The sequence below is a fragment of the Actinomadura fibrosa genome (genome assembly GCF_900659615.1).
In the GTDB taxonomy this organism is placed as follows: domain Bacteria; phylum Actinomycetota; class Actinomycetes; order Streptosporangiales; family Streptosporangiaceae; genus Spirillospora; species Spirillospora fibrosa.
Window position 1 is genome coordinate 24,694 of the sequence record NZ_CAACUY010000013.1, and the last position, 21,837, is coordinate 46,530.

Annotated in this window: 20 protein-coding genes; 14 read left to right on the top strand and 6 right to left on the bottom strand. The window is 69.5% G+C overall.

Annotated features, from left to right (window positions below; all coding sequences use genetic code 11):
• Positions 1–33: 33 nt before the first annotated feature.
• The 8 genes from E1300_RS07700 to E1300_RS07735 are packed head-to-tail and all read left to right on the top strand — an operon-like array spanning position 34 to position 7,852.
• Positions 34–849 carry an ABC transporter ATP-binding protein gene (locus tag E1300_RS07700; RefSeq protein ID WP_242619003.1) on the top strand — a complete coding sequence of 272 codons (816 nt, stop codon included), beginning with the start codon at positions 34–36 and terminating at the stop codon, positions 847–849.
• Positions 846–1,826, top strand: coding sequence for an ornithine cyclodeaminase family protein (locus E1300_RS07705; protein ID WP_131756175.1), 981 nt, complete (start codon positions 846–848; stop codon positions 1,824–1,826). Before E1300_RS07700 ends, E1300_RS07705 begins: the two co-directional genes overlap by 4 nt.
• 19 nt (positions 1,827–1,845) lie before the next feature.
• Positions 1,846–3,312: an NAD-dependent succinate-semialdehyde dehydrogenase gene (locus E1300_RS07710; protein ID WP_131756176.1), complete on the top strand. Its 1,467-nt coding sequence runs from the start codon at positions 1,846–1,848 to the stop codon at positions 3,310–3,312.
• 45 nt (positions 3,313–3,357) lie between these two features.
• Positions 3,358–4,401 (top strand): dihydrodipicolinate synthase family protein, encoded by a 1,044-nt coding sequence (locus tag E1300_RS52260; RefSeq protein ID WP_131756177.1) that lies wholly within the window; start codon positions 3,358–3,360, stop codon positions 4,399–4,401.
• Positions 4,398–5,360, top strand: a complete 963-nt coding sequence (locus tag E1300_RS07720; RefSeq protein WP_131756178.1) for a cyclase family protein — start codon at positions 4,398–4,400, stop codon at positions 5,358–5,360. The genes E1300_RS52260 and E1300_RS07720 overlap by 4 nt, the downstream gene beginning before the upstream one ends.
• Before the next feature lie 13 nt (positions 5,361–5,373).
• Complete coding sequence (locus E1300_RS07725; protein ID WP_131756179.1) at positions 5,374–6,318, top strand: fumarylacetoacetate hydrolase family protein; 945 nt, start codon at positions 5,374–5,376, stop codon at positions 6,316–6,318.
• Between the two features lie 26 nt (positions 6,319–6,344).
• Positions 6,345–7,076, top strand: coding sequence for an SDR family NAD(P)-dependent oxidoreductase (locus tag E1300_RS07730; protein ID WP_207399545.1), 732 nt, complete (start codon positions 6,345–6,347; stop codon positions 7,074–7,076).
• On the top strand, positions 7,073–7,852 hold the full coding sequence (locus E1300_RS07735; RefSeq protein WP_131756181.1) for an SDR family NAD(P)-dependent oxidoreductase: 780 nt from the start codon (positions 7,073–7,075) through the stop codon (positions 7,850–7,852). The genes E1300_RS07730 and E1300_RS07735 overlap by 4 nt, the downstream gene beginning before the upstream one ends.
• A gap of 49 nt (positions 7,853–7,901) precedes the next feature.
• Here E1300_RS07735 and E1300_RS53335 read toward each other — a convergent pair whose 3' ends face one another.
• The 5 genes from E1300_RS53335 to E1300_RS07760 form a co-directional block, all read right to left on the bottom strand.
• On the bottom strand, positions 7,902–8,294 hold the full coding sequence (locus tag E1300_RS53335; RefSeq protein WP_131756182.1) for an ATP-binding protein: 393 nt from the start codon (positions 8,292–8,294) through the stop codon (positions 7,902–7,904).
• A 124-nt stretch (positions 8,295–8,418) separates the two neighbouring features.
• Positions 8,419–9,600, bottom strand: a complete 1,182-nt coding sequence (locus E1300_RS07745) for an FAD-dependent monooxygenase (protein WP_131756183.1) — start codon at positions 9,598–9,600, stop codon at positions 8,419–8,421.
• 28 nt (positions 9,601–9,628) lie between these two features.
• Complete coding sequence (locus tag E1300_RS07750; RefSeq protein ID WP_242619004.1) at positions 9,629–10,696, bottom strand: maleylacetate reductase; 1,068 nt, start codon at positions 10,694–10,696, stop codon at positions 9,629–9,631.
• A complete protein-coding gene (locus E1300_RS07755) occupies positions 10,693–11,658 on the bottom strand; it encodes an intradiol ring-cleavage dioxygenase (protein WP_131756184.1) in 966 nt (321 codons plus the stop codon). Before E1300_RS07755 ends, E1300_RS07750 begins: the two co-directional genes overlap by 4 nt.
• Before the next feature lie 48 nt (positions 11,659–11,706).
• On the bottom strand, positions 11,707–12,552 hold the full coding sequence (locus tag E1300_RS07760) for an IclR family transcriptional regulator (protein ID WP_131756185.1): 846 nt from the start codon (positions 12,550–12,552) through the stop codon (positions 11,707–11,709).
• A 224-nt stretch (positions 12,553–12,776) separates the two neighbouring features.
• Here E1300_RS07760 and E1300_RS07765 point away from each other — a divergent pair, with 224 nt between their 5' ends.
• Positions 12,777–13,856, top strand: coding sequence for an alcohol dehydrogenase catalytic domain-containing protein (locus E1300_RS07765; protein WP_207399546.1), 1,080 nt, complete (start codon positions 12,777–12,779; stop codon positions 13,854–13,856).
• A 52-nt stretch (positions 13,857–13,908) separates the two neighbouring features.
• Here the strand turns inward: E1300_RS07765 and E1300_RS07770 are convergent, their stop codons facing one another.
• Entirely contained in the window at positions 13,909–14,376 is a 468-nt protein-coding gene (locus E1300_RS07770) for a MarR family winged helix-turn-helix transcriptional regulator (protein ID WP_131756187.1), read from the bottom strand.
• A 107-nt stretch (positions 14,377–14,483) separates the two neighbouring features.
• Here E1300_RS07770 and E1300_RS07775 point away from each other — a divergent pair, with 107 nt between their 5' ends.
• Genes E1300_RS07775 through E1300_RS07795 form a run of 5 tightly spaced genes read left to right on the top strand, consistent with a single transcriptional unit; the run spans position 14,484 to position 20,821 of the window.
• Positions 14,484–16,280: an acyl-CoA dehydrogenase family protein gene (locus E1300_RS07775; protein WP_131756188.1), complete on the top strand. Its 1,797-nt coding sequence runs from the start codon at positions 14,484–14,486 to the stop codon at positions 16,278–16,280.
• A gap of 38 nt (positions 16,281–16,318) precedes the next feature.
• On the top strand, positions 16,319–16,945 hold the full coding sequence (locus E1300_RS07780; RefSeq protein WP_165502721.1) for a cysteine hydrolase family protein: 627 nt from the start codon (positions 16,319–16,321) through the stop codon (positions 16,943–16,945).
• Between the two features lie 18 nt (positions 16,946–16,963).
• Positions 16,964–17,815, top strand: coding sequence for a p-hydroxycinnamoyl CoA hydratase/lyase (locus E1300_RS07785; protein ID WP_131756190.1), 852 nt, complete (start codon positions 16,964–16,966; stop codon positions 17,813–17,815).
• 26 nt (positions 17,816–17,841) lie between these two features.
• Positions 17,842–19,305, top strand: a complete 1,464-nt coding sequence (locus tag E1300_RS07790) for an aldehyde dehydrogenase (protein ID WP_131756191.1) — start codon at positions 17,842–17,844, stop codon at positions 19,303–19,305.
• Positions 19,306–19,321: 16 nt separating this feature from the next.
• A complete protein-coding gene (locus tag E1300_RS07795; RefSeq protein ID WP_131756192.1) occupies positions 19,322–20,821 on the top strand; it encodes a class I adenylate-forming enzyme family protein in 1,500 nt (499 codons plus the stop codon).
• The last annotated feature ends 1,016 nt before the right edge of the window (positions 20,822–21,837 follow it).

Consider the following 21,837-nt stretch of genomic DNA (forward strand, 5'->3'; position numbering starts at 1 on the left):
CGGCCGCGGTCCGTGACCAAGGAGCTTCACACGTTGACCAGTTCTACCAGCCCGGTCGTCGAATCGGCTCTGCTGTCGGTGTCCGGCCTCGCCAAGTCCTATGGCGACGGTGCGTCCCGCAGGCAGGTCCTCGCCGACGTCGAGTTCACCGCACAGGCCGGTGACTTCCTCACCATCGTCGGCCCCTCCGGAGCGGGCAAGACCACTCTGCTGCGCTGCATGTCGGGCCTGCTCGCACCGGACGCGGGGGAGACCCGGCTGTCCGGCGCTCCGGTGGCCGAGCCGCCCGCCGACATGGCGCTGGTCTTCCAGGACTACAGCCGCTCACTCCTGCCCTGGATGTCGGTAGTCGGCAATGTCACCTTCCCGCTGCGCAGCAGGGGAGTGGCGAAGCCCGAGCGCAGGACCAGGGCTGAGGAGGCCCTCGCCGCCGTCGGCCTGGAGTCCTCGGCGCGGCTCTACCCATGGCAGCTGTCGGGAGGCATGCAGCAGCGGGTCGCGATCGCACGGGCGCTGGCCTACGGCCCCCGGATCCTGGTGATGGACGAGCCGTTCGCGTCCGTCGACGCCCAGACCCGGGCCGAGCTGGAGGACCTCGTCCTCGACCTGCGCGACCGGCTGGGCGTCACCTTCCTGCTGGTCACGCATGACATCGACGAGGCGGTCTACCTCGCCGACCGCGTCGTGGTGCTGTCGGGGGCACCGACCACCGTCACCGCCGTGGTCCCCGTCGACCTCGGCCGCAAGCGGGACCAGGTGGAGACCAAAGCGCGACCGCAGTTCGTCTCGCTGCGCAGCCAGGTCTACCGGCTCATCCGGGCGGCCGCCGAAGACAAGGAAGCCAAGTGACCCTCTTCCTCACCGACGACGACGTCAGGGCTGCCTTCGCGTGGCCGGAGGCGATCGCCGCACTGCGCGCCGCGTACGCCGCGCCGATGAGCGACGCCATGTTCCCTCCGCGGACGATGGCGCGCGGTGACGGCCTGTGGCTGCGGACACTGAGCGGCGTCCTCGCGGACAGCGGCCTGATGGGCGGGAAGATGATCGCCGCCTCCATGCGGAACCGGCGCGCCTCCTACCTGATCCCCCTCTTCGACCAGGAGACGGTGGAACTGGTCGCCCTGCTGGACGGCAACTCGGTCACCGGTTTCCGGACCGCGGCGACCTCGGCGCTGGCGGTCGACGTCCTCGCCCCCGCGGGACCGCTCACCGTCGGCGTGATCGGGTCCGGCTTCGAGGCGCAGCATCACGTTCGCGCGCTCGCCGCGGTCCGCGAGATCTCCTCGGTGACGGTGTTCAGCCCCAACCCGGCCAGCCGTGCCCGTTTCGTGGATCGCCTGGCCGATCTCGGCCTGGAGATGACCGTCGCGGAAAGCGCCCCGGCCGCGGTCGCGGGCGCCGACCTGGTGATCTGCGCGGCGCGTTCCCGCGACGAGAGCCCGACGCTGCACGGCGCATGGCTGGAACCGGGCATGACGGTGGTCTCGATCGGCTCCACCCTGCCCGAGCAGCGAGAGCTGGACACCGCGGCGATCGCGCGCGCGGCCCGGATCGTGGCCGACCAGGTCGACGAGGTCGTCCACGAGACCGGCGACATGATCGAGGCCGGCCGGGCGGGGATCACCTGCGACGGCACGATCGCCTCGCTCGCGGACGTGGTCGGCGGACGGGCGCCGGGCCGGCCGTCTCCGGACGCCATCGTGATCTACAAGTCGGTCGGCGCCGCCGTCCAGGACCTGGCGGTCGCCGCCATGTGCGTCCGCCGCGCCACCGAGTCGTCGGCCGGCACCGTGCTGCCGGTCAGCATCACCCCCGCCCTCAAGTGATCTTCAAAGGAGCTCCCGCATGCGCAGAGAACTCAGTGAAGCGTCCCTGCTGAAGGACGCGGCCTACGTCGACGGTGAGTGGGTCGAGGGTGAAGAGGGCGACTCCTTCGCCGTCGAGGATCCGTCGACCGGTGAAGTCCTGGCCATGGTGCCGAAGCTGAGCCGCGCACAGACGGCGCAGGCCGTCGAGTCGGCCCATCGGGCGCTTCCCGGGTGGCGAGCGCTGACGGGCAAGGAGCGTGCCGGCGTTCTGCGGCGCTGGTTCGACCTGGTGACGCGGCACGCCGATGATCTGGCCCGGCTGATCGTCCTGGAGGAGGGCAAGCCGCTCGCCGAGGCGCTGGGCGAGGTCAGGTACGCCGCCTCGTTCCTGGAGTGGTTCGCCGAGGAGGCCAAACGGGTCCGCGGCGACGTCATGGCGGCGCCGGAGCCCTCCCGGCGGATCGTCGTCACCAAGGAGCCCGTCGGCGTGGTCGCGGCGATCACTCCCTGGAACTTCCCGGCGGCCATGATCACTCGCAAGGCCGGTCCCGCGCTGGCCGCGGGCTGCACGATGGTCCTCAAGCCCGCCGAGCAGACACCGCTCACGGCGCTCGCGCTCGCCGAGCTGGCCGGCCGGGCGGGTGTCCCGGCCGGAGTGTTCAACGTGGTCGTCGGGGACCCGCTCGAGATCGGTCCCGAACTGACCGGGAACCCGCTCGTCCGCAAGGTGACCTTCACCGGATCGACCGAGGTGGGCAGGCTGCTGCTGGCGCAGTCGGCGGCCACGGTGAAGAACACCTCGATGGAACTGGGCGGCAACGCCCCCTTCCTGGTGTTCGACGACGCCGATGTCGACGCCGCGGTCGAAGGACTCATCGCCACCAAGTACAGGAACACCGGCCAGGCGTGCATCAGCGCCAACCGCGTCTACGTCCAGGACGGAGTCCACGACGCCTTCGCCGCACGCCTCGCCTCGCGCGTGGAGCAGCTCGTGGTCGGCGATGGATTCGACGAAGGGGTCCAGCAGGGGCCCCTCATCGACGCCGAGGCGCTGGCGAAGGTCGAGAAGCATGTGGCCGACGCGACCGCCAAGGGCGCGACCGTGCTCGTCGGCGGTGACCGGCACGTGCGCGGAGGCAACTTCTACCGGCCGACGGTGCTCGCTGGCGTCACCGCCGAGATGGCGGTGACGAAGGAGGAGACGTTCGGACCGGTCACGCCGCTGGTGCGGTTCGCCGATGAGCACGAGGCCGTCCGCATGGCCAACGACACCGAATTCGGCCTCGCCGCCTACCTGTACGCGCGGGACGCCGAACGCATCTGGCGCGTCAGCGCCGCCCTGGAAGCCGGAATGGTGGGCATCAACACCGGCCTGATCTCCAACGAAGTCGCGCCCTTCGGGGGCGTCAAGCAGTCGGGGCTCGGCCGGGAAGGCTCCATCTACGGCATCGAGGAATTCCTCGAACCCAAGTACCTCGCCTGGGAGAACGCAGCGGGATTCTAGCGACCGCCAAGCGACCCATCGAATCGTCTTCCAAAGGAGTATGACATGGCTCGATACAACCGTGCCGAAGCCCGCGAATGGGGACGCGAGAATCTGGTAGGGGTCGTCAACTGCACGATCCCCTCCTTCACCGGCGATCTGAAGAACATCAACGAGCAGGCCATCCGGCATGACACGCGGCTGGCGATCGAGCACGGTTTCGCCGGCACGCTCGCCGTCTCCGAGGTCGCCATCACCCTCCCCGAGTACCTGAACTTCCAACGCATCGTCAAGGACGAGGCCGGCGACCGGCTCCTGCTCGTGCACCATGCGAGCTGGAGCACGCTGGAGCAGAACATCGAAGCGGTGCGGGGGGCCGAGGAGGCCGGCGCCGAGCTCGTGCTGCTGTCCTACCCGCCGAACTTCTACCCCGAGTCCGAGAACGACATCTACGACTACACCAAGGCCGTCTGCGACGCGACGAACCTCGCGGTGATGCTGTTCCCCATGTACCTCTGGGGGTTCAGTCCCCGCATCCACCCGTCCGACATCCCCGTACGGCTGCTGCGCCGGCTCGTCGACGACTGCCCCAACATCGCAGCGATCAAGGCGGAAGGTGGCTTCCCCAGCATTCAGAGCGTTATCGAATGCCAGCGGCACTTCGGCGACGAGGTCGTCATCTCGATGCCCATCGAGGGGGAACTCATTCCCCTTTCACAGATCATGCCGATCCAGTTCTCGGCGACCAGTGACCACGAGTACTACGGGCCTACCATCCCCCAGGTCTTCCAGCTCCTGCGTGATGGCGCGCTCGACGCCGCAGCCGAGATCTACTGGAAGATCCACCCTGCTCGCAAGGCCAAGGGAGGGCTGGCGCCCGTGCTGCACGGCGGCGCCTTCCTGAATCGGCAGGCATGGAAGTTCCAGGGCTGGTTGCAGGGCTACAACGGCGGCCCGCTCCGGCAGCCGACCCAGCGCATCCACGACGCGCAGATGAACGCGCTGCGCAAGGGCCTGATCGACTCCGGGCTGAAACCCAGCATGGACCCCTTCCGCGAGTTCTTCATCGGCCGGAACCCGGTCGGACCACGTGCGGGAGGCGTGGCGTGACGGCGGACCGGACGGATCCCGAGGCGGCGATCGCCGAGGCGGCCGCCCGATGCTCCAACTGGGGGCGCTGGGGCGACGGCGACGTGCTGGGCACGCTCAACTTCCTGGACGAGGCCAAACGGCGGGAGGGCGCGGCGCTGGTCCGGCAGGGCGTGTCGTTCTCGCTGGCGCAACGGTTCGACACGAACGGGCCGCAGAAGGGGTGGCGGCGCCGCACCAACCCGGTTCACACGATGACCGACACCGGCGCTGACGCGGCGCTCGGTCTTCAAGGCTTCCCCCATGGCTTCGGCGGCGCGGACGACGTCATCGCGATGCCGCTGCAGTGCTCCACCCAGTGGGACGGCCTCGGCCACATCTTCGACCACGGCAATGCGTGGAACGGACGTCCGGCCGAGCGGGTCGTCACGGCCGAGGGCGACCAGGTCACCGGGATCGAGCACATGGCCGCCCACGTCGCGGGACGCGGAGTCCTCCTGGACGTCGGCCGGGTCATCGGCCGGGACGGTGAGCTGCCCGACGGGTTCGCGATCACCGAAGAGCACCTGACCGCCGCGATGGAGGCGCACGGCGTGCGGGTCGGCCGCGGCGACATCGTGCTGGTGCGCACGGGGCAGCTCGCCCGCGTCCGGCGCGACGGGTGGGGCGACTACGCCGGAGGCCCCGCTCCCGGCCTGTCGTTCACCACGGCCGGCTGGCTGCACCGCACGGAGATCGCCGCGATCGCCACCGACACGTGGGGCTTCGAGGTGCGGCCCAACGAGTTCGACGACGCCTTCCAGCCCCTGCACCAGGTCGTCATCCCGAACATGGGCCTGCTGATCGGCGAGATGTGGGATCTGGAGGCCCTCGCGGCGCACTGCGCCGACGACGGCGCCTACGAGTTCCTCCTCACCGCGGCACCGCTTCCGATCACCGGCGCCGTGGGGTCGCCGGTCAACCCCATCGCCATCAAGTGAGCTCTGGAGCACGATGCGCCTCGCCACGTACCGATACCAGGACGAGCGCCGCAGCGGCATCGTCGAGGACGGCACCGTCCTGCCCTTCCCGCGCGGCGCCGACCTCCTCGACGTGATCCGCTCCGGCACCGTACCGGCCACCGGAACCGCCGTCCCGCTCGACCAGGTGCGCCTGCTCCCGCCGATCACACCGCCGTCCGTCCGCGACTTCGTCTCCTTCGAGGAGCATGTCGAAGGGGTCCGCCGCAGTGTGGACGGAGCGGCCGGGGTCCCCAGCGCCTGGTACGACGCGCCCACCTTCTACTTCAGCAACCCGCACACGCTGATCGGCGCGCACGACGACCTCCCGGTGCCACCGGGTTGCAGGGACCTGGACTTCGAGCTGGAGGTCGCGGCCGTCATCGGCGCCGAAGGTCGCGATCTCACCGTCGAGGAGGCGCGCGACCACATCTTCGGGTACGCGATCTTCAATGACTGGTCCGCGCGTGACCTCCAGTCCCGCGAGATGCAGGTGGGGCTCGGCCCGTGCAAGGGCAAGGACTTCGCCTCCACGCTCGGCCCCTGGCTGGTCACCGCCGACGAACTGGAGCCCTACCGCGACACCGACGGCTTCCTGGCGCTGCGCCTGCGGGTCTCGGTCAACGATGTCCAGGTCGGCCACGACCTGCTGTCGAACATGGGGTGGCCGTTCGAGGACCTGGTCGCCTACGCCTCCCGAGGCACCCGCATCCGGACCGGGGACGTCCTCGGCTCCGGGACGTGCGGGAACGGCGGTTGCCTGGCCGAGTTGTGGGGCCGCCGCGGACGGCAGGACCCCGCACCGCTGAAGCCCGGAGACGTGGTGGAGATGACCGTCGAAGGCATCGGCACCATCCGCAACCGTGTCGTGCCCGGCGTCCCCGCGTCCCCGATCGGCGGGGCCCGGCCGCGGCCCCGGCTCCGGGAGCGCGCCCAGTGACCGGCCGCGTCGAGGGCAAGGTCGTCGTGGTCACCGGCGCCGCACAGGGGCAGGGCGCGGCCGAGGCCCGGCTGCTGACCGCCGAGGGCGCGAAGGTCATCGGCGTGGACGTGGGCGAGAGCCCGATCGAGGACCTGCCCGGTATCGAATACCGGCAGATGGACGTCACCGACGAGGCCGCGTGGACGGCCTTGGCCGACGGCCTGAGCACCGAGTACGGCCAGGTTCACGGGCTGGTGGCCAACGCCGGCATCACCTGGCGGGCCCGGCTGGCGGATCTGGCCCCGGCCGACCTGACCCGGGTCATGGATGTCAACGTGACCGGCGCCCTGCTCGGCATCCGAGCGCTCGTTCCGCTCATGCCGTCCGGGGCCTCGATCGTCTGCGTCGGGTCCGTCGCCGGGCTGACCGGACATTTCCCAGCCGCCTACACCGCCAGCAAATGGGCCCTGCGGGGCCTGGCGAAAGTCGCCTGCCTGGAGCTGGGCGGACGGGGCATCCGCGTCAACACCGTGCATCCGGGCTACATCGAGACACCGATGACCGCCTCGGCGGCTCCCGCCTTCCGCACCGCCAACGTGGCCGAGACACCGCTGGGCCGCACCGGCACCGCGGCAGAGGTCGCGCCGCTGGTGGCCTTCCTGCTCAGCGACGACGCCTCGTTCATCTCCGGTACGGAGATTGCCGTCGACGGAGGTATGACCTCCCACGGCGGCGTGAAATCCATCCGCGACACTCTCTTCCAGGAGGACCGATGAACCGGCTGGCGGGCAAGGTCGCCCTCATCACCGGGACGGCGAGCGGACAGGGGCGGGCCGCCGCCCTGCGGTTCGCCGCCGAAGGCGCCACCGTGGTCGGGACCGACCTCGATCCCGACGGAGCGGCCGGCACCGTCGCGATGGTGCGCGCAGCCGGTGGCCGCATGGACAGCACACACCCGCTCGACCTCGGCGACGAGACAGCGGTCCGGGCGTGGATCGATGCCGCGGCGCACGACCACGGCGGCATCGACATCCTCTACAACAACGCCGCCGCCACCCGGTTCGCGCCCCTGACCGAGACCAGCTACGCCGACTGGTCGTTCACCCTGCGCAACGAGCTCGACATCGTCTTCCTCGCCACCAAGCACGCCTGGCCGCACCTGATCGACCGCGGCGGCGGCAGCGTCCTGCTCATCGGCTCCACCGCCGGCATCACCGGCTCCGTCACCAACCACCGCATCGCCCACACCGCCGGCAAGGGCGGGATCGTCGCCATGACCAGGCAACTCGCCGCCGAAGGCGCGGCTCACGGCATCAGGGTCAACTGCGTCAGCCCAGGCATGATCCAAACCCCGGCAAGTGAGGGGACCCTGCTTGCCGCCGACCACCCCATGCGCGCGATCTCCCGGCACATCCCCCTCGGACGTATAGGCGACCCCGACGAGGTCGCGAGATGCGCGCTGTTCCTGCTCAGCGACGAGGCCTCCTATGTCACGGGCGCCAACCTCGTCGTCGACGGAGGCTGGTCGGCCGTCCTCCCCGGCGCGTCCTGACACTGCGTGACCCGTCGAGTGCCGCGGCGGCGCCTGCCCTGGCCTCTGGTCAGGTGTCCTGCGGGGTGTGGGGGAGGACGAGGCGGAACGTGCAGCCCTTTCCGGGACCTGTGTCCAGCTCAAGGCGTCCGCGGTGGTTGGCGGCGATGGCGGCGGCGATGGCCAGGCCGAGGCCGCTGCCGCCGTGGTCGCGGGACCGGGACGGGTCGGCGCGGTAGAAGCGCTCGAACACGTGGGCGGCCTTGTCCGCGGAAAGGCCGGGGTCTTCGTCGGCGACCTCGATGACGCAGACCGGCGCCCCCTCCTTCAGCGCGGGCGAGGGGTTGATACGTCCGTCGCGGTCGGTCCCGCGTGCGGCGTCGACTCGGGTGGTGCCGCGGATGAGACCGGGCAGGTGCTCGTCGGCCTCAACGCGGATCACGCAGACGTCGGGCCGCAGCATGACCTACAGGCCCATCTTGGTGACGATGCCGGAGTCGGACTGGAGGAACAGGCCCTCGGGCACGTCGCGGTACCGGATGTCCACGGCCGCCCGGGCAGCTCCGGTGGCTGATGGGTGATCGCGGTCATGCGTGTACGGCCTTGCGGGCTTCGGCCTGCGCGTCGTAGCCGTAGAGCCAATCGCTGTGCTTCAGGGGATCTTGGCCGGCGAAGGACAGGTCGCGGGCTCGCTGCTCGGGACCGTCGGGGTAGTGGTTGACGGTCGCCCGGTCGTGGCTGGCCTCCTGGACTTGGATGGTGCGGGGCACTCGGACGCGTTCGTAGGCGCTCAGCGCTTGTGTGAGGTCACCGGCCTCTTCGATGCTCGAAGCCAAGGCGGCGGCGTCCTCGATCGCCTGGCCCGCGCCCTGGGCGAAGAAGGGCAGCATCGGATGGGCCGCGTCGCCGAGCAGGGCGATGCGGCCGTGGACGTACCGGTGGATCGGTGTCCGGTCCAGCACCGCCCACCGGCCGACTTGCGTCACCGTGTCGAGAAGCTCGTCGACCATGGGGGCCCAGCCGGCGAATTCCCGCCGGAAGTCCGAAGGATCACCGACCGCTGTCCAGGATTCGACGGTTTCTCCTGGCGCGGCGGGGGTGAACGCCACGATGTTGATCGCGCGGCCCGCGGAGACCGGGTAGTGCACCAGGTGACGGCCGGGGCCGAGCCACAGGGTCTGCGTCGGTTCCGCGTACCGTTCCGGGAGCTGTTCGCTGGGAATCATCGCCCGCCAGGCGCACAGTCCGGAGTCGCGTGCGGCGAGTTCGCCCACGAGATGGTGCCGTACAGCGGAGTGGATACCGTCCGCGCCGATCAGTAGGTCGGCTCTCACCGACGCTCCGTTGGCGAAGGTCACGGAAGCATCGGAGGCACTCTGTTCAAGGGCGACGCAGCGGTGGTCCAGGTGAATCGTCTCGGGTGCCACGGAGCTCAGCAGGACGTCCAGGAGGTCGGCTCGGTGGACGAGCCATGCGGCCTCGCCGTAGAGCTGCTCGCACTGCGACATGTCCTGTGAGAGCAGTACCTCGCCGTTCTGCCAGCGTCTGAACTCCCAGCCGGTGCGTACTCTCAGCGCGCATCGTTCGAGGGCCTCCATGAGGCCGAGCCGGCGCAGGAGCCGGATGGCGTTGGGAGCCAGGACGATGCCGGCTCCCAGCGGCCGCAGCGCCGGCGCCTGCTCGTACACGTGGGCATGGATCCCACTCCTCTGAAGGAAGGCGGCGGTCGCCAGACCGCCGATGCCTGCACCGATGACGACAGCGTCCATGATGCCCTTCTGCCTTGAGGTTCGGAGGTCAGCCAGCGGCCGGCGGCTCGCCCGACCACGCCCGGGTCAGCAGGGCGGTCAGCCCGTCCCGGGTGACGGGCCGCGGATTCGCATAGGGCTGGGCGAGGACCTGGGCCATGACGATGGTGATGTCGGTTTCCTTCATGCCGAGCTCACGAAGCGAGACGGGCGCTCCCCAACCGCGGATCAGCTCCCAGAGCCGCCCAGCCGGGTCGTCGCCGCCGAGCGCGCCTGCCAAGGCGGCCCGGGCCTGCGGGGCGTTCGGCTGGTTGTAGGCCAGCACGTGCGGAAGGACGACGGTGTGGCTCGGGGCGTGCGGCAGATCGAGTGTTCCACCCAGGACGTGACAGATCTTGTGGTGGAGCGACATCGTCGTCGCGCCAAGGCATGCTCCGCACAACCAGGCGCCGTACAGCGCCCCCTTGCGCGCCTCGCCGGCGGCGGGGTCCGCGATGATTCCGGGGATCGACGCGGCCAGGGCCCGTACGCCCTCCGCGGCCATGAGCGAGACGAGCGGGGAGGCGTCAGGTGCGTAGAGCGCCTCGACGGCGTGCGCCATGGCGTTCACCCCGCTCGTCACGGACAGGCCGACGGGCAGGGTGGTCGTCAGGTCCGGGTCGTACACGACCGATGCCGGGAGGACCTTGCGATCACGCCCGGTCCGCTTCGCGCCGTCCTCGGTCAGCCCCCATATCGGGGTCATCTCCGATCCCGCGTAGGTCGTGGGGACGGCGATGATCGGCAGTCCGGAGTCCAGGGCGACGGCCTTCCCCAGTCCGATCGTCGAGCCGCCGCCGACGGCGATGCACCCGCTCGCCCGGAGACGCCGCGCGGTCTCGCCGGCGCGCCGGGCGACGTCGACGGGGACGTGCATCCGGGCCTCCGCGAAGACGCCCGCCGCGCGGTCGCCCAGCGATGCCGCCACGTCGTCGGCGAGTTCGCGCTGCTCGGGCGTGGCCAGGATCAGGGCCCTGTCGATCCTCAGGTGGTCCATCTCCTGCGCGATCTCGTGCAGGGAGCCGGACGCGAAGCGCACGCGCATCGGGAGCGCCTCATAGGCGAAGCCGGCGATCACGCCTCGTCTCCTGGTGCGGCGGACTGCTGTGCGGTTCGCAGGACACAGTCGAAGCGCACCTCGCGGAAGGGGTTCGGCATTCCGTGCGCATGCGCGCGATCGGGATCGTCGACGATCTCGAAGTCTCGGATCAGGGACTCCTTGACTCCGAACACCACGTCCGAGTCGAGATAGGGATCGTCATTCTTGAAGATGTGGGTGGTGACGGTCTCGTAGCCCGCCGCCTGAACGATGAAGTGGATGTGCGCCGGCCGATTGGGATGCCGTCCGGTCGCCGAGAGCAGGGCACCGACCGGGCCGTCGTCGGGGATCGGGTAGTAACGGGGGACGATGGTCCGGAACCAGAATGCGCCCTGGTCGTCCGCCGTGAAGAGGCCCCGCAGGTTCCGCGCGGGTATCTCGTCCGGCTTCTGCACATCGTAGAAGCCTTCGGCGTCGGCTTGCCAGACGTCAATGGAGGCGTTCGGCACCGGCCGCCCGTCGGCGTTCCGCACCGTCCCAGTAACCAGGCAGGGCTCGCCTTTGCCGGTGAGGTCGATGGTGTCGCCCAGAGCCCGCCGGGGTGAGGCGACGACGTGGAAGGGGCCGAGCACCGTCTGCTCGGTCGCCTCGCGCACCGCGCGATGGTTGATCGTCTCGACCAGCATCGAGACCCCGAGGACGTCGGAGAGGAGAATGAACTCCTGCCGCAGGTCGTCGCACTTTTGCCCGGTGGCGGTCAGGAACTCGATGCCCGCTTCCCATTCTCGCTCCGTCAGCTCGGTCTCCTTCACGAAATCGTGAAGGTGGGTCACGAGCGACGTGAGGATCTGACGAAGCCGGGGATCGGTCGCCGGGCCGATGCTCGCGGCCACCGCGTCCGCCGATCCGGCCTCAGTGAACAATCGTCTGCCGTCGTGCTTCTCCTTGCCGGCGGATGCCGGAGGGAGATCCGGCGAGCCCGTGTCGGGCGTGGCGCCCATCGTTCCTCCTCGGCTGGTCTGCTGAACGTTCGCCGAGGTTCACTTTTCTTACCGGCCCGCGGTCTCCGCCACCGCCGTTCCGTCCAGTGGGAAAGTGCCGCGTCCGGTCAGCCGGGCGCTGAGGGGTGGTTGAGGCCGATGCTGGGTGTAGGCGCGGGCGATCCCGAAGGCGGCGGCCATGACCGCATGGCTCCATTTCTGCGGGACGGTCTCCCCAGCCGGCGTGACCACGGACACGGCGGCGATCGCTTCGGGCCCGCCGACGAGGACGGGGGCGGCGCAGGAGACGGCGCCGAGGCTCATCTCCTCGTCGGCGATGGCGAAGCCCCGGCGCCGGGTCTCCGCCAGCTCCCGCCGCAGAGCCGATCTGGAGACGATCGTGGACGGCGTGTAGGAGGCGAGCGGAGACCCGAGCAGCCGCGACTGGACGTCGGTCGGCGACCAGGCCAGGAGCGCCTTGCCCACCGCGCTCGCGTGCAGCGGCAGCCGTCCTCCGGCCCGGCCGATCGTGTGGACGGCCTGGGCCGCGGAGATCTTCTCGATGAGCAGCGCGTCGGTGCCCTCGACGACGGCGAGCTGGACGTGCTGGCGGGTGAGGTCGAAGAGCCCCTGGAGGAACGGCATGGCAGTCTCGCGCAGCCCATGGCTCCGCCGTGACCTGGCGGCGATCTCCCACAGCCGGATGCCGACGGCGTAGCCGCCGGCATCGGTGCGCTCCAGACCGCCCCAGGCCACGAGCTCGCTGGCCAGCCTGTGCACGGTGCTCACCGGCAGGCCGGTCGCGCGCGCCAGGTCCGACAGCGACATCGCCGCGCGGTCACCGGCGAAGGCATTGAGGATCATGGTCGCCTTCGTGACGACGGTCCGTCCAGGAACCCCGTTGTTGCCCGACATGGGACACCTCCGTCCACCGGCTACTATCAAGGTCCTTGATATCAAGACCTTCGTCACAGCGGAAGACCGGAAGTTTTCCACTGGGCGGATCGGCGCTGTCGGAACCGCCACGGCTTGCGCATAGTCGCGGGACCGAGCCGGGTACGGGGCGAGACGCCTCGGCCTTCGAGGGCAGTGAAGGGGGAGTCGTGTCCGCAATGATGAGAGCCGCTCGCATGCACCACGTGGGCGAGCCGATGGTCCTTGAGCAGGTGCCGAAGCCGACCGCCGCGGGGTCGGACGTCGTGGTCCGGGTCGAGGCGTGCAACATCGTGCCCAACCTCGCCAACATCCTGGCCAACTGGACGACCTGGTTCCCGCAGAACCCGCTGCCGGAGCTGCCCGCCATCTTCGGGCTGGACCCGGCGGGCGTCGTGGTGGAAGTCGGCGAGGACGTGCACGACTTCGGGGTGGGCGACCGCGTCTACGTCAATCCGGGCCGGTACTGCGGAGGATGCGACGCGTGCCGCCGAGGCGAGCACATCGACTGCGAGAGCTATGCCTTCGCGGGCTACTTCGGGTTCACCGCCACCGCGTCGCGGATGCTGCGGCGCTACCCCTACGGCGGTTTGGCCGAGTACATGCTGGCGCCCGAGTACAGCCTGGTCCGCCTGCCGGAGTCGATCAGCTTCGAGCACGGGGCCCGCTTCGGTTACCTGGGGACCGGCTACTCAGGGCTCCGGAAGGCGGGAGTGGGGACGGATACGACCGTCCTCATCAACGGCATCTCCGGCACGCTGGGTTTGGGAATCGCCCTCCTTGCGCTGGCGAAGGGGGCTCCGCGGATCCTCGGGACGGGCCGCAACCGGGAACTGCTCGCGAGAGTGAAGGCACTCGCGCCGTCCCGCATCGAGACGCATTCACTGCTCGACGGCCCTGTCGACACGTGGGCCCGGTCGGTGACCGGCCGCGGCGTCGACGTCTACATCGACGCGCTCGGGCCCGGAGCACCCCACGAAGGCCTGATGCAGGGCATGGCCTCGCTGCGGCGCGGCGGACGGGCGGTCAACATCGGCGCGACCGCGGGCATGGTGCCCTTCGACGTGCACCACATGATGGACCAGCAGTTGACCTTCCGGGGGTCGGTCTGGTTCACGGCGGGGGAGGGCCAGCAGATGGCCGAGCTCGCCGACCGCGGGCTGCTCGACCTGTCGGTGTTCGAGAACGTCGTCTATCCGCTGGAGAAGGTGAACGACGCGATCTCCGGGGTGGCGGATCGGCAGGGCGGTTTCAGCAACTTCATCATCAAGCCGACCGCGTACTGAGCCCGCCCCGGCCGGGATGCGCCGATGGGGCCGGACGTGTCCCGGCCGGCCGTCAGGCCGGCGTCTCGCGGATTCTCCGGTCGAGCGTGTCGCAGCATCTGCGTAGCAACCGGTCGAGAGTCTGGCGCTCCTGCGCGCTCAGCGCGGCGAAGAGTACCTCCTCGACCTGGTCGGCCCGCTCCTCGCATTGGCGCAGGCACTCCTGGCCGTGCTCCGTCAGGAAGATCCCGAGACGCCTTCTGTGCCGGGGCGATGCCTCGCGCCGGATGAGCCCCTTTCGTTCGAGGATCCCGACCATCTCGTTCATCGCCTGCGGCGAGACGAAGGACAGGCGGGCGAGGTCCGCCGAGGACACGCCCGGCTTCGCCGGCAGCGCGCTGAGCGCGGCGTACTGCGGCGTGGTGAGGCCGAGCTCGCCGATCGCCTGGTCCAGATGGGCGCGTACGGCGAGCTCCAGGCGTTTGACCAGGTAGGTCGTGCGAGGGTGCCCGCCCCGGCGGGTCGCGTCAGAACCGTCCATGGTTGACAGGTTATCAGGGACCTTGATAATCCTTGCGTATCAAGGTCCCTGATACACAGGAAGTGGCAAGAGTCGTGAACAGTCACTACCGCAGCAATCTCCGGGACATGGAGTTCGTCCTGTTCGAGCTGCTCGAAACGCACCAGCGCTACGGCCGTGCACCCTTCGGTGAGATGGACCGCTCGGCAGCGCGCGAGGTCCTCGCGGAGGCCGAGCGGTACGCGACCGCCACGCTCGCACCGACCTTCAGCGACGTCGACCGCGAGCCGCTCGCCTTCGACCCCGAGACGCATGCGGTACGGCTCCCGAAGGCGTTCCGCGAGGCAGCCCTCGACTACCTGGCCTCCGACTGGCTCGACCTCGAATTCCCTCCCGCCGAGGACGGGCAGGCCGTGCCCCCGTCGTTGCGGTGGTGCGTGACGGAGCTGATGCTCGGAGCCAACCCGCCGATCCCCATGGGGATCAACGTCGTGCCTCAGGTCGTCCAACTGCTTCTGACGCACGGCACGGAGGACCAGCAGCACCTCGCCCGGCTGATCCAGGACAAGCGGTGGATGGTGACCATGGTGCTCACCGAGCCGGACGCCGGCTCGGACGTGGGCGCCGCCAGGACGCGCGCTCACCTCCAGGCCGACGGCTCCTGGCACCTGGAGGGCGTCAAGCGCTTCATCACCTACGGTGACCACGACCTCAGCGACAACATCGTCCACCTCGTCCTGGCGCGCCCCGTCGGCGTCGAAGGGGCGGGCGGGCCGGGCACGCGCGGCCTCTCGCTGTTCGTCGTGCCGAAGTTCCACGTCGATCCCGCCACGGGGGAGTGCCTCGGGCGGAACGGCGTCAACGTCACGGGCCTGGAACGCAAGCTGGGCCTCGGAGTGAATCCCACGTGCGAGGTCACGTTCGGGGACGGGGCTCCGGCGGTCGGCCGGCTCCTCGGCGACCGGCACGCCGGAATCGCGCAGATGTTCGAGATCATCAAGCACGTCCGCATGCTCGTCGGCGTGAAGGCCATGGCGACCCTGTCGACCGGCTATCTGAACGCGCTGGACTACGCGAGGACGCGGGTGCAGGGCGCCCCGATCGGCCGCGGCCGGTCGCCGGAGCCCGTCGCGATCGTGGAGCACCCCGACGTCCGCCGTTCCCTGCTGAGCCAGAAGGCGCACGCCGAAGGCATGCGCGCGCTGATCCTCTACGCCGCCTCGCAGCAGGACAGGGTGCTGGCCTCCCAGCACGCCGGACTTCCCGACGCCGCCGCGGACGCCCGGCACCAACTGCTGCTGCCCGTCATCAAGGGGTACTGCTCCGAGACCGCCTGGCGGCTGCTCGGGCAGGAGTCACTCCAGGTCTTCGGAGGGTCCGGATACCTGAAGGACTACCCGATCGAGCAGTACGTCCGGGACACGAAGGTCGACACCCTCTACGAGGGCACGACCGGCATCCAGGGCCTGGACCTGGTCGGCCGCAAGATCGTCCGGGACGGGCGGGCGGCGCTCGACGAGCTCCTCGGCGAGATCGCGGCGACCGCGGCGGACGACGTCACCGGCTTTGAGGCCGAAAGCGCACTGCTGCGCACGGCCCTGGCGGACTTCGGCGAACTCGCCGCGGTCGTGGTGTCCCGGTGGAACGCCGACGGGCCGGACGGCCGGGCCGTCGCGGCACAGGACTGCACCCGCCTGCTGCTGTGCCTGGGCGACCTCGTCATCGGCTGGCTGTCACTGCGCGGCTGCGTCACCGCGGACACCGCCCTCGCCGGAGCCTCCGCCGGGGACCGGGACTTCTACCTCGGCAAGATCGCCAGCGGCAGATGGTTCGTCCGGAACGTCCTGCCGGGGATCTCCGCGGCACTGGTCGGCGCCCGCCATGCGACGTCCACGTTCACCGAACTCCCCGCATCGGCGCTCTAGCCGACTCCTCGCCTTCCCCTACCAGCACGGAGCATCCAATGACCGATCCCTCTCCGGCGCCGCCTTCACTCGACCCGGCGACGACCGCGCTGATCAATGTCCACTGGCAGCGGGACATCGTCACGCCAAGCGGTGCCTTCGGCCCGTTCTTCGCCGCCGAAGTCGAGGCGCGCGGAGCCGTCGAGCGCGCCGCGTCCGCGACACGGACCGCGCGGCGGCACGAGGCGCTCGTCGTGTACGCCCGGGCCGCCTTCCGTCCCGGCTATACCGACCTGATCCAGAACTGCGCACTCTACGAGCAGGTCGCCGCGGTCAAGTGCCTCCAGGACGGAACGCCCGGAGCGGAGATCATCCCGGAACTGTCTCCCGCGCCGGACGATCCGGTCGTCACCCACGCGCGCATCTCCGCCTTCCACGGCACCGAACTCGACCTGATCCTGCGCGCCCGCGGGATCACCACCGTCCTCGTGACAGGCGTGGCGACCAACGTGACCGTCGAGGGCACCGCCCGTGACGCGGTCGGACTGGGCTACCGGACCGTCCTGCTGGCCGACGCCTGCGCCGCGGCCGACGCCGGCGCCCACGAGGCCACGCTCGCCACCTTCCAGCTGCTCGGCTCGACGCTGGAGTCCACCGACCTCACCGCGGCCTTCGGCCGCCGCTGACAGAAGACAGGGTCCACCATGAGCAACGAACCCACGTCCACCGAGAAGGACCTGCCGGGCGGTGACACCGTCCGGGTCGAGTGCGATGACAACGGCATCGGCTGGGTTTACTTCAACCGGCCGGACAAGCGCAACGCCATGAATCCCGCGCTGAACGTCGAGATGTACGAGGTGCTCGACGCCCTCGAAGGGGACGACCGCGTGAAGGTCGTCGTCCTGACCGGCGCAGGCAGTGCCTGGTCGGCCGGCATGGACCTCAAGGAGTACTTCCGCGAGACGGACGGCAAGCCGCGCTGGGTGCAGAACCGGGTCCGCCGTCAGGGAACCGACTGGCAGCACCACAAGCTCATCAACTACCCCAAGCCGACCATCGCCATGGTCAACGGCTGGTGTTTCGGCGGAGCGTTCGTCCCGCTCGTGTCATGTGACCTGGCGATCGCCGCCGAGGACGCCAAGTTCGGGCTGTCCGAGGTGAACTGGGGCGTCACTCCCGGAAACCTCGTCACCCGGGCCTTGGCCGAGGTGATCCCCACGCGCGACGCCATGTACCACATCATGACCGGAGAACCGTTCGACGGCCGCGACGCCGCGCGCATGCGGCTGGTCAACGAAGCAGTGCCGGCGGACGAGCTGCGCGCACGGACCATCGAACTGGCGAACAAGCTCAGCAGCCTCAGCCAATGGGTGGTACGGGGCGCGAAGCTGGGCTTCCGGCACTCGCGGCTGATGTCGTGGGAGGCCGCCGAGGACTTCCTGTACGCCAAGCACGATCAGGCGATCCTCTACGACGAGCAAGCACGCACCACCGGCATGCAGGGGTTCCTCGACGACAAGTCGTACCGCCCGGGCCTCGGAATCAACAGCAACTAGCGGCGACCGAACAGGAGACTCACGACATGAGCGACGACCTCCGCCGCGTCCAGCTTCTCATCGACGGCGCATGGGGACCCGCCGGCACCGGCCGGACGATCACCACCACGGCCGGGAGCACCGGTGCGCCGATCGCCGAGGTGGCCGCGGCCGGCCTCGACGACGTCGACCGGGCCGTCACGGCGGCCGCGGCCGCCGCGGACGAATGGGCGTCCACCAGCCCCGGACGGCGGCGCGACCTCCTGGAGAAGGCCGCGCGAATCCTGTCCGAGCGCAGCGAGGACATCACCGCGCTGATGTCCCGCGAGATGGGCGCGGCGGCCGGATGGTGCCACTTCAACGTGCACGTCGCCGTGGGTATGCTCCGCGAGGCCGCGGCGCAGACGTACTCGACGGTGGGCGAGGTCATCCCCTCCGACGTCCCCGGCCTGACGGCCCTGGGAGTACGGCAGCCGGCCGGCGTCACGGTGGGCATCGCGCCCTGGAACGCCCCGCTCATCCTCGGCGTCCGCGCCGTGGCGATGCCACTCGCCTACGGCAACACCGTCGTCCTCAAGGCGTCCGAGCAGACCCCCGGCACCCAGGCCGAGATCGCCCGGGCGCTCGCCGACGCCGGCCTGCCCGCCGGCGCCGTCAACCTGATCACCAACGACGCCGCCGACGCCCCCTCCGTCGTCGAGCGGCTCATCGCCCACCCGCTCGTCCGCCGGATCAACTTCACCGGCTCCACCAAGGTCGGCCGGACTATCGGGGAACTGGCCGGCCGGCACCTCAAGCGGGTGGTGCTGGAACTCGGCGGCAAGGCGCCCCTGCTGGTGCTCCGCGACGCTTCGGTCGACGACGCGGTCGACGCGGCCGTCTTCGGCGCGTTCATGAACCAGGGCCAGATCTGCATGTCGACCGAACGGCTCGTCGTCGCCGGCGAGGTGATCGACGAGTTCTCGCGGAAACTGGCCGAGCGGGCGGCGTCCCTCACCGTGGGGGACGCGGCCGACCCCAAGACCGAGATCGGGCCGATGGTGCACGAGCAGGCCTGCGCCCACGTCGAGTCGCTGATCGAGGACGCGGTCGCCCACGGCGCCGAGGTCCTCACCGGCGGCGGCCGCGACGGCCTGTTCTTCCAGCCGACCGTGCTGCGAGGCGTGACCCCACAGATGCGCATCTACCAGGAGGAGTCCTTCGGCCCGGTCGCCTCGATCATCGAGGCCGACTCCGAGGACAGGGCCGTCGAGATCGCCAACGACACCCGGTACGGGCTGTCGAGCGCCATCTTCAGCACGGACGTGGGACACGCCCTGGACCTCGCCAAGCGCATCAGGGCCGGCATCTGCCACATCAATGGCGCGACCGTGCACGACGAGCCCCAGATGCCGTTCGGCGGAGTGGGAGACAGCGGGTTCGGGAGGTTCGGTTCGCGCGCCGCCCTGGAGGAGTTCACCGAGCTCCGCTGGATCACCATCCAGTCCGGCGGCCGGCACTACCCGATCTGATGGGAACCTCAAGGTCATGGACATGTGGGGTCTGAGGTATGGCGAGCTGGTCGAGCGCCGGGCCCGCCGGCAACCGGACCGGATCGCGATCATCGGGAACGGCGCGTCGATCACCTACGCGGAGCTCGGGGAGCGGATCCGGCGGATGTCGGGCACCCTGCGCGCCACGGGTGCCCGCCGGGGCGACCGGGTGCTGTGCGTGAGCGAGAACCGCGCCGAGGTGCTCGTCGCGGCCTACGCCTGCTCGCGCATCGGTGCCGCGTTCGTACCGATCAGTCCCGCATCGACGAACGACGAGCTGGAATTCGTCCTGGCCGATGTGGAACCCGTGCTGATCTGTGCCGGATCGCAGGCCAAGGCCGTCCGCTCGGGGGAGTACGCGGGCCTGCCCCCGGTGATCGAGCTCGGCGCCTGGACGGCCGGCGCCTGCACGGCGCCCGCCGAGGACGGTCCCGTCGAGGTGGAGCCCGACGACATAGCGGTCATCTGTTACACCTCGGGCACGTCCGGCAGGCCGAAGGGCGTGGCGCTCAGCCACCGGGCCCTGCACTGGAACAGCTACAACACCCTCCTCGGCCTGGACATCACCTCCGACGACGTCGCCTTGGTCAACACACCGCTGTCCCATACCGCGGCGCTGAACACGATCGCCACCAACACCCTCTACAAGGGCGGCACACTGGTCCTGCAAGAGAAGTTCGACGCCTCGGCATGCCTCGACGCGATCGAGACCTTCCAGGTGACGGCGGCTTTCGCCGTACCGACCATGCTGGCGCTGATGGAGAACTCTCCCGGCTTCGACGAGACCAGATTGCGCACGTTGCGCTGGGTGCTGAGCGGCGGCGCGCCACTGCCTCCCGAGCTCGCGTCCCGCTGGTCCGCCATGGGGGTACCGGTCATCGCCAGCTTCGGCCTCAGCGAGGCCGGCCCCTCCGTCACCTTCCGGCGCCCGGACGATGTGGCTCGCAAGGCGTCCTCGTCCGGAGCGCCGGCGCCCCTGACCGACGTGCGCGTCGTCGACGACACCGGTGCGACGGCACCGCCGGGCACGATCGGAGAGATCGTCGTCACCGGACCGCACGTCGCGGCGGGCTACTGGAACAGACCCGAGGCGACACGAGACACCTTCCGGCCCGACGGCCTGTGGACCGGTGACCGTGGCTACTTCGACGCCGACGGCGACCTGGTGATCGCGGGACGCAGCAAGGACGTCATCATCACGGGAGGGGAGAACGTCGACCCGGTCGAGGTCGAGCAGGCGGTGCTGCGGCACCCCTCGGTCTCGGAAGCCACCGTGGTGGGCTTCCCCGACTCGCTCTGGGGCGAACTCGTGACCGCGATCGTCGTCCCGAGACCAGGAGGGTCGGTAACTACTGAGGAACTGCGCTCCTTCCTGGCCGATCGGCTGGCCAAACACAAGATCCCTCGACGCGTCGAGGTGTGGGACGCCATCCCGAAGACGCCGGTGGGCAAGATCCGCCGGGACGACATCCGAGCGCGCCTGCGCCGAGCGTAGGCGGTGGCGTGCCACGCACGGGCGATCCGCCTTCGTACCGCGCTCGCCGTAGCCGGAGATGACGCGGGTGGCTGACGGAACACACAGGTCGGAGCCTTACCGTGGTGTGTTTGACGGAGCTTGCGGTGAGGAACATGGGTGTGGCGGCGTCATCCGCGAATGGTCGATGCGGCATTGGCGCTGGATTCGGCGTGCGTGTGTGATGCTGGCGATGGTGTGGTCCGGCCCCAGAGATGACCGGTCGCTGACCATCCTCGATGTCGTCTCAATCTGCCTTCGGTCATTCCGTCACTGCCGCGAGATAGCGAGTATCTCGTTCATTGTGGAATCTGATACGGCTGCCGATTGCGCCGTGACCTCGACATTCCAGATGTAGGCGCCCTTGCTTCCGGTCGCAAAGGAGCGATTTTCGTAGCTTATGTTCCGATACAGTCTCGTCTCGCGTGAAAGTTCGACCAGCTTACCAAGATCTGCGTCGATTATGTGCTTGCATTCCGAGGCCGTCTCAGCGTTGGGCATCTCGAGCCACGAGAGGGCGACAAGCGCGCGAGGTCTTTATTCATCTTGCCGACTCTCATAAAGGCTCGCGCCATGTGTCTGCATGGATTCGCTTGCAGATAGGTGCGCAATTGCCCCTCGGAATACCGGACGCAGTCAGTATCGAATCTTGTTGATAGATCTGTCTCGAAGTGATTATTCTTGAGGGCGGCATCGGCTCGCCTGAACCCGCCCTGAGCCTCTTTCGAGAGAGCATCTACAGGTGCTTTCGGTCGAGCCGGTTCAGGTGTTCCTGTGTCAAAAATGTTGACACCCAGCACGCCAGCTGCGCCCAGCGTTACGATGAGGCCGCAGATGGCAACGACTCCACCTGCCCCTATTCCGTCGTCACCATTCAGGCCAGAGTTCCCGCTGGAGCGAGAACCTCGATCATTCCTCCAGTGTCCTTTCACCCAATGTCCACCTCGAAAATGCCCTCGAACCCAATGTGACAAACCGTCACCCCCTAGTTGTGTCAC

Bases quoted from the DNA above. Each gene is read 5' to 3' on its own strand.
- E1300_RS07710 (WP_131756176.1), top strand. From the start codon at position 1,846: ATGCGCAGAGAACTCAGTGAAGCGTCCCTGCTGAAGGACGCGGCCTAC.
- E1300_RS52260 (WP_131756177.1), top strand. From the start codon at position 3,358: ATGGCTCGATACAACCGTGCCGAAGCCCGCGAATGGGGACGCGAGAAT.
- E1300_RS07725 (WP_131756179.1), top strand. From the start codon at position 5,374: ATGCGCCTCGCCACGTACCGATACCAGGACGAGCGCCGCAGCGGCATC.
- E1300_RS07735 (WP_131756181.1), top strand. From the start codon at position 7,073: ATGAACCGGCTGGCGGGCAAGGTCGCCCTCATCACCGGGACGGCGAGC.
- E1300_RS53335 (WP_131756182.1), bottom strand. From the start codon at position 8,294: ATGCTGCGGCCCGACGTCTGCGTGATCCGCGTTGAGGCCGACGAGCAC.
- E1300_RS07745 (WP_131756183.1), bottom strand. From the start codon at position 9,600: ATGGACGCTGTCGTCATCGGTGCAGGCATCGGCGGTCTGGCGACCGCC.
- E1300_RS07755 (WP_131756184.1), bottom strand. From the start codon at position 11,658: ATGGGCGCCACGCCCGACACGGGCTCGCCGGATCTCCCTCCGGCATCC.
- E1300_RS07760 (WP_131756185.1), bottom strand. From the start codon at position 12,552: ATGTCGGGCAACAACGGGGTTCCTGGACGGACCGTCGTCACGAAGGCG.
- E1300_RS07770 (WP_131756187.1), bottom strand. From the start codon at position 14,376: ATGGACGGTTCTGACGCGACCCGCCGGGGCGGGCACCCTCGCACGACC.
- E1300_RS07775 (WP_131756188.1), top strand. From the start codon at position 14,484: ATGGAGTTCGTCCTGTTCGAGCTGCTCGAAACGCACCAGCGCTACGGC.
- E1300_RS07780 (WP_165502721.1), top strand. From the start codon at position 16,319: ATGACCGATCCCTCTCCGGCGCCGCCTTCACTCGACCCGGCGACGACC.
- E1300_RS07785 (WP_131756190.1), top strand. From the start codon at position 16,964: ATGAGCAACGAACCCACGTCCACCGAGAAGGACCTGCCGGGCGGTGAC.
- E1300_RS07790 (WP_131756191.1), top strand. From the start codon at position 17,842: ATGAGCGACGACCTCCGCCGCGTCCAGCTTCTCATCGACGGCGCATGG.
- E1300_RS07795 (WP_131756192.1), top strand. From the start codon at position 19,322: ATGGACATGTGGGGTCTGAGGTATGGCGAGCTGGTCGAGCGCCGGGCC.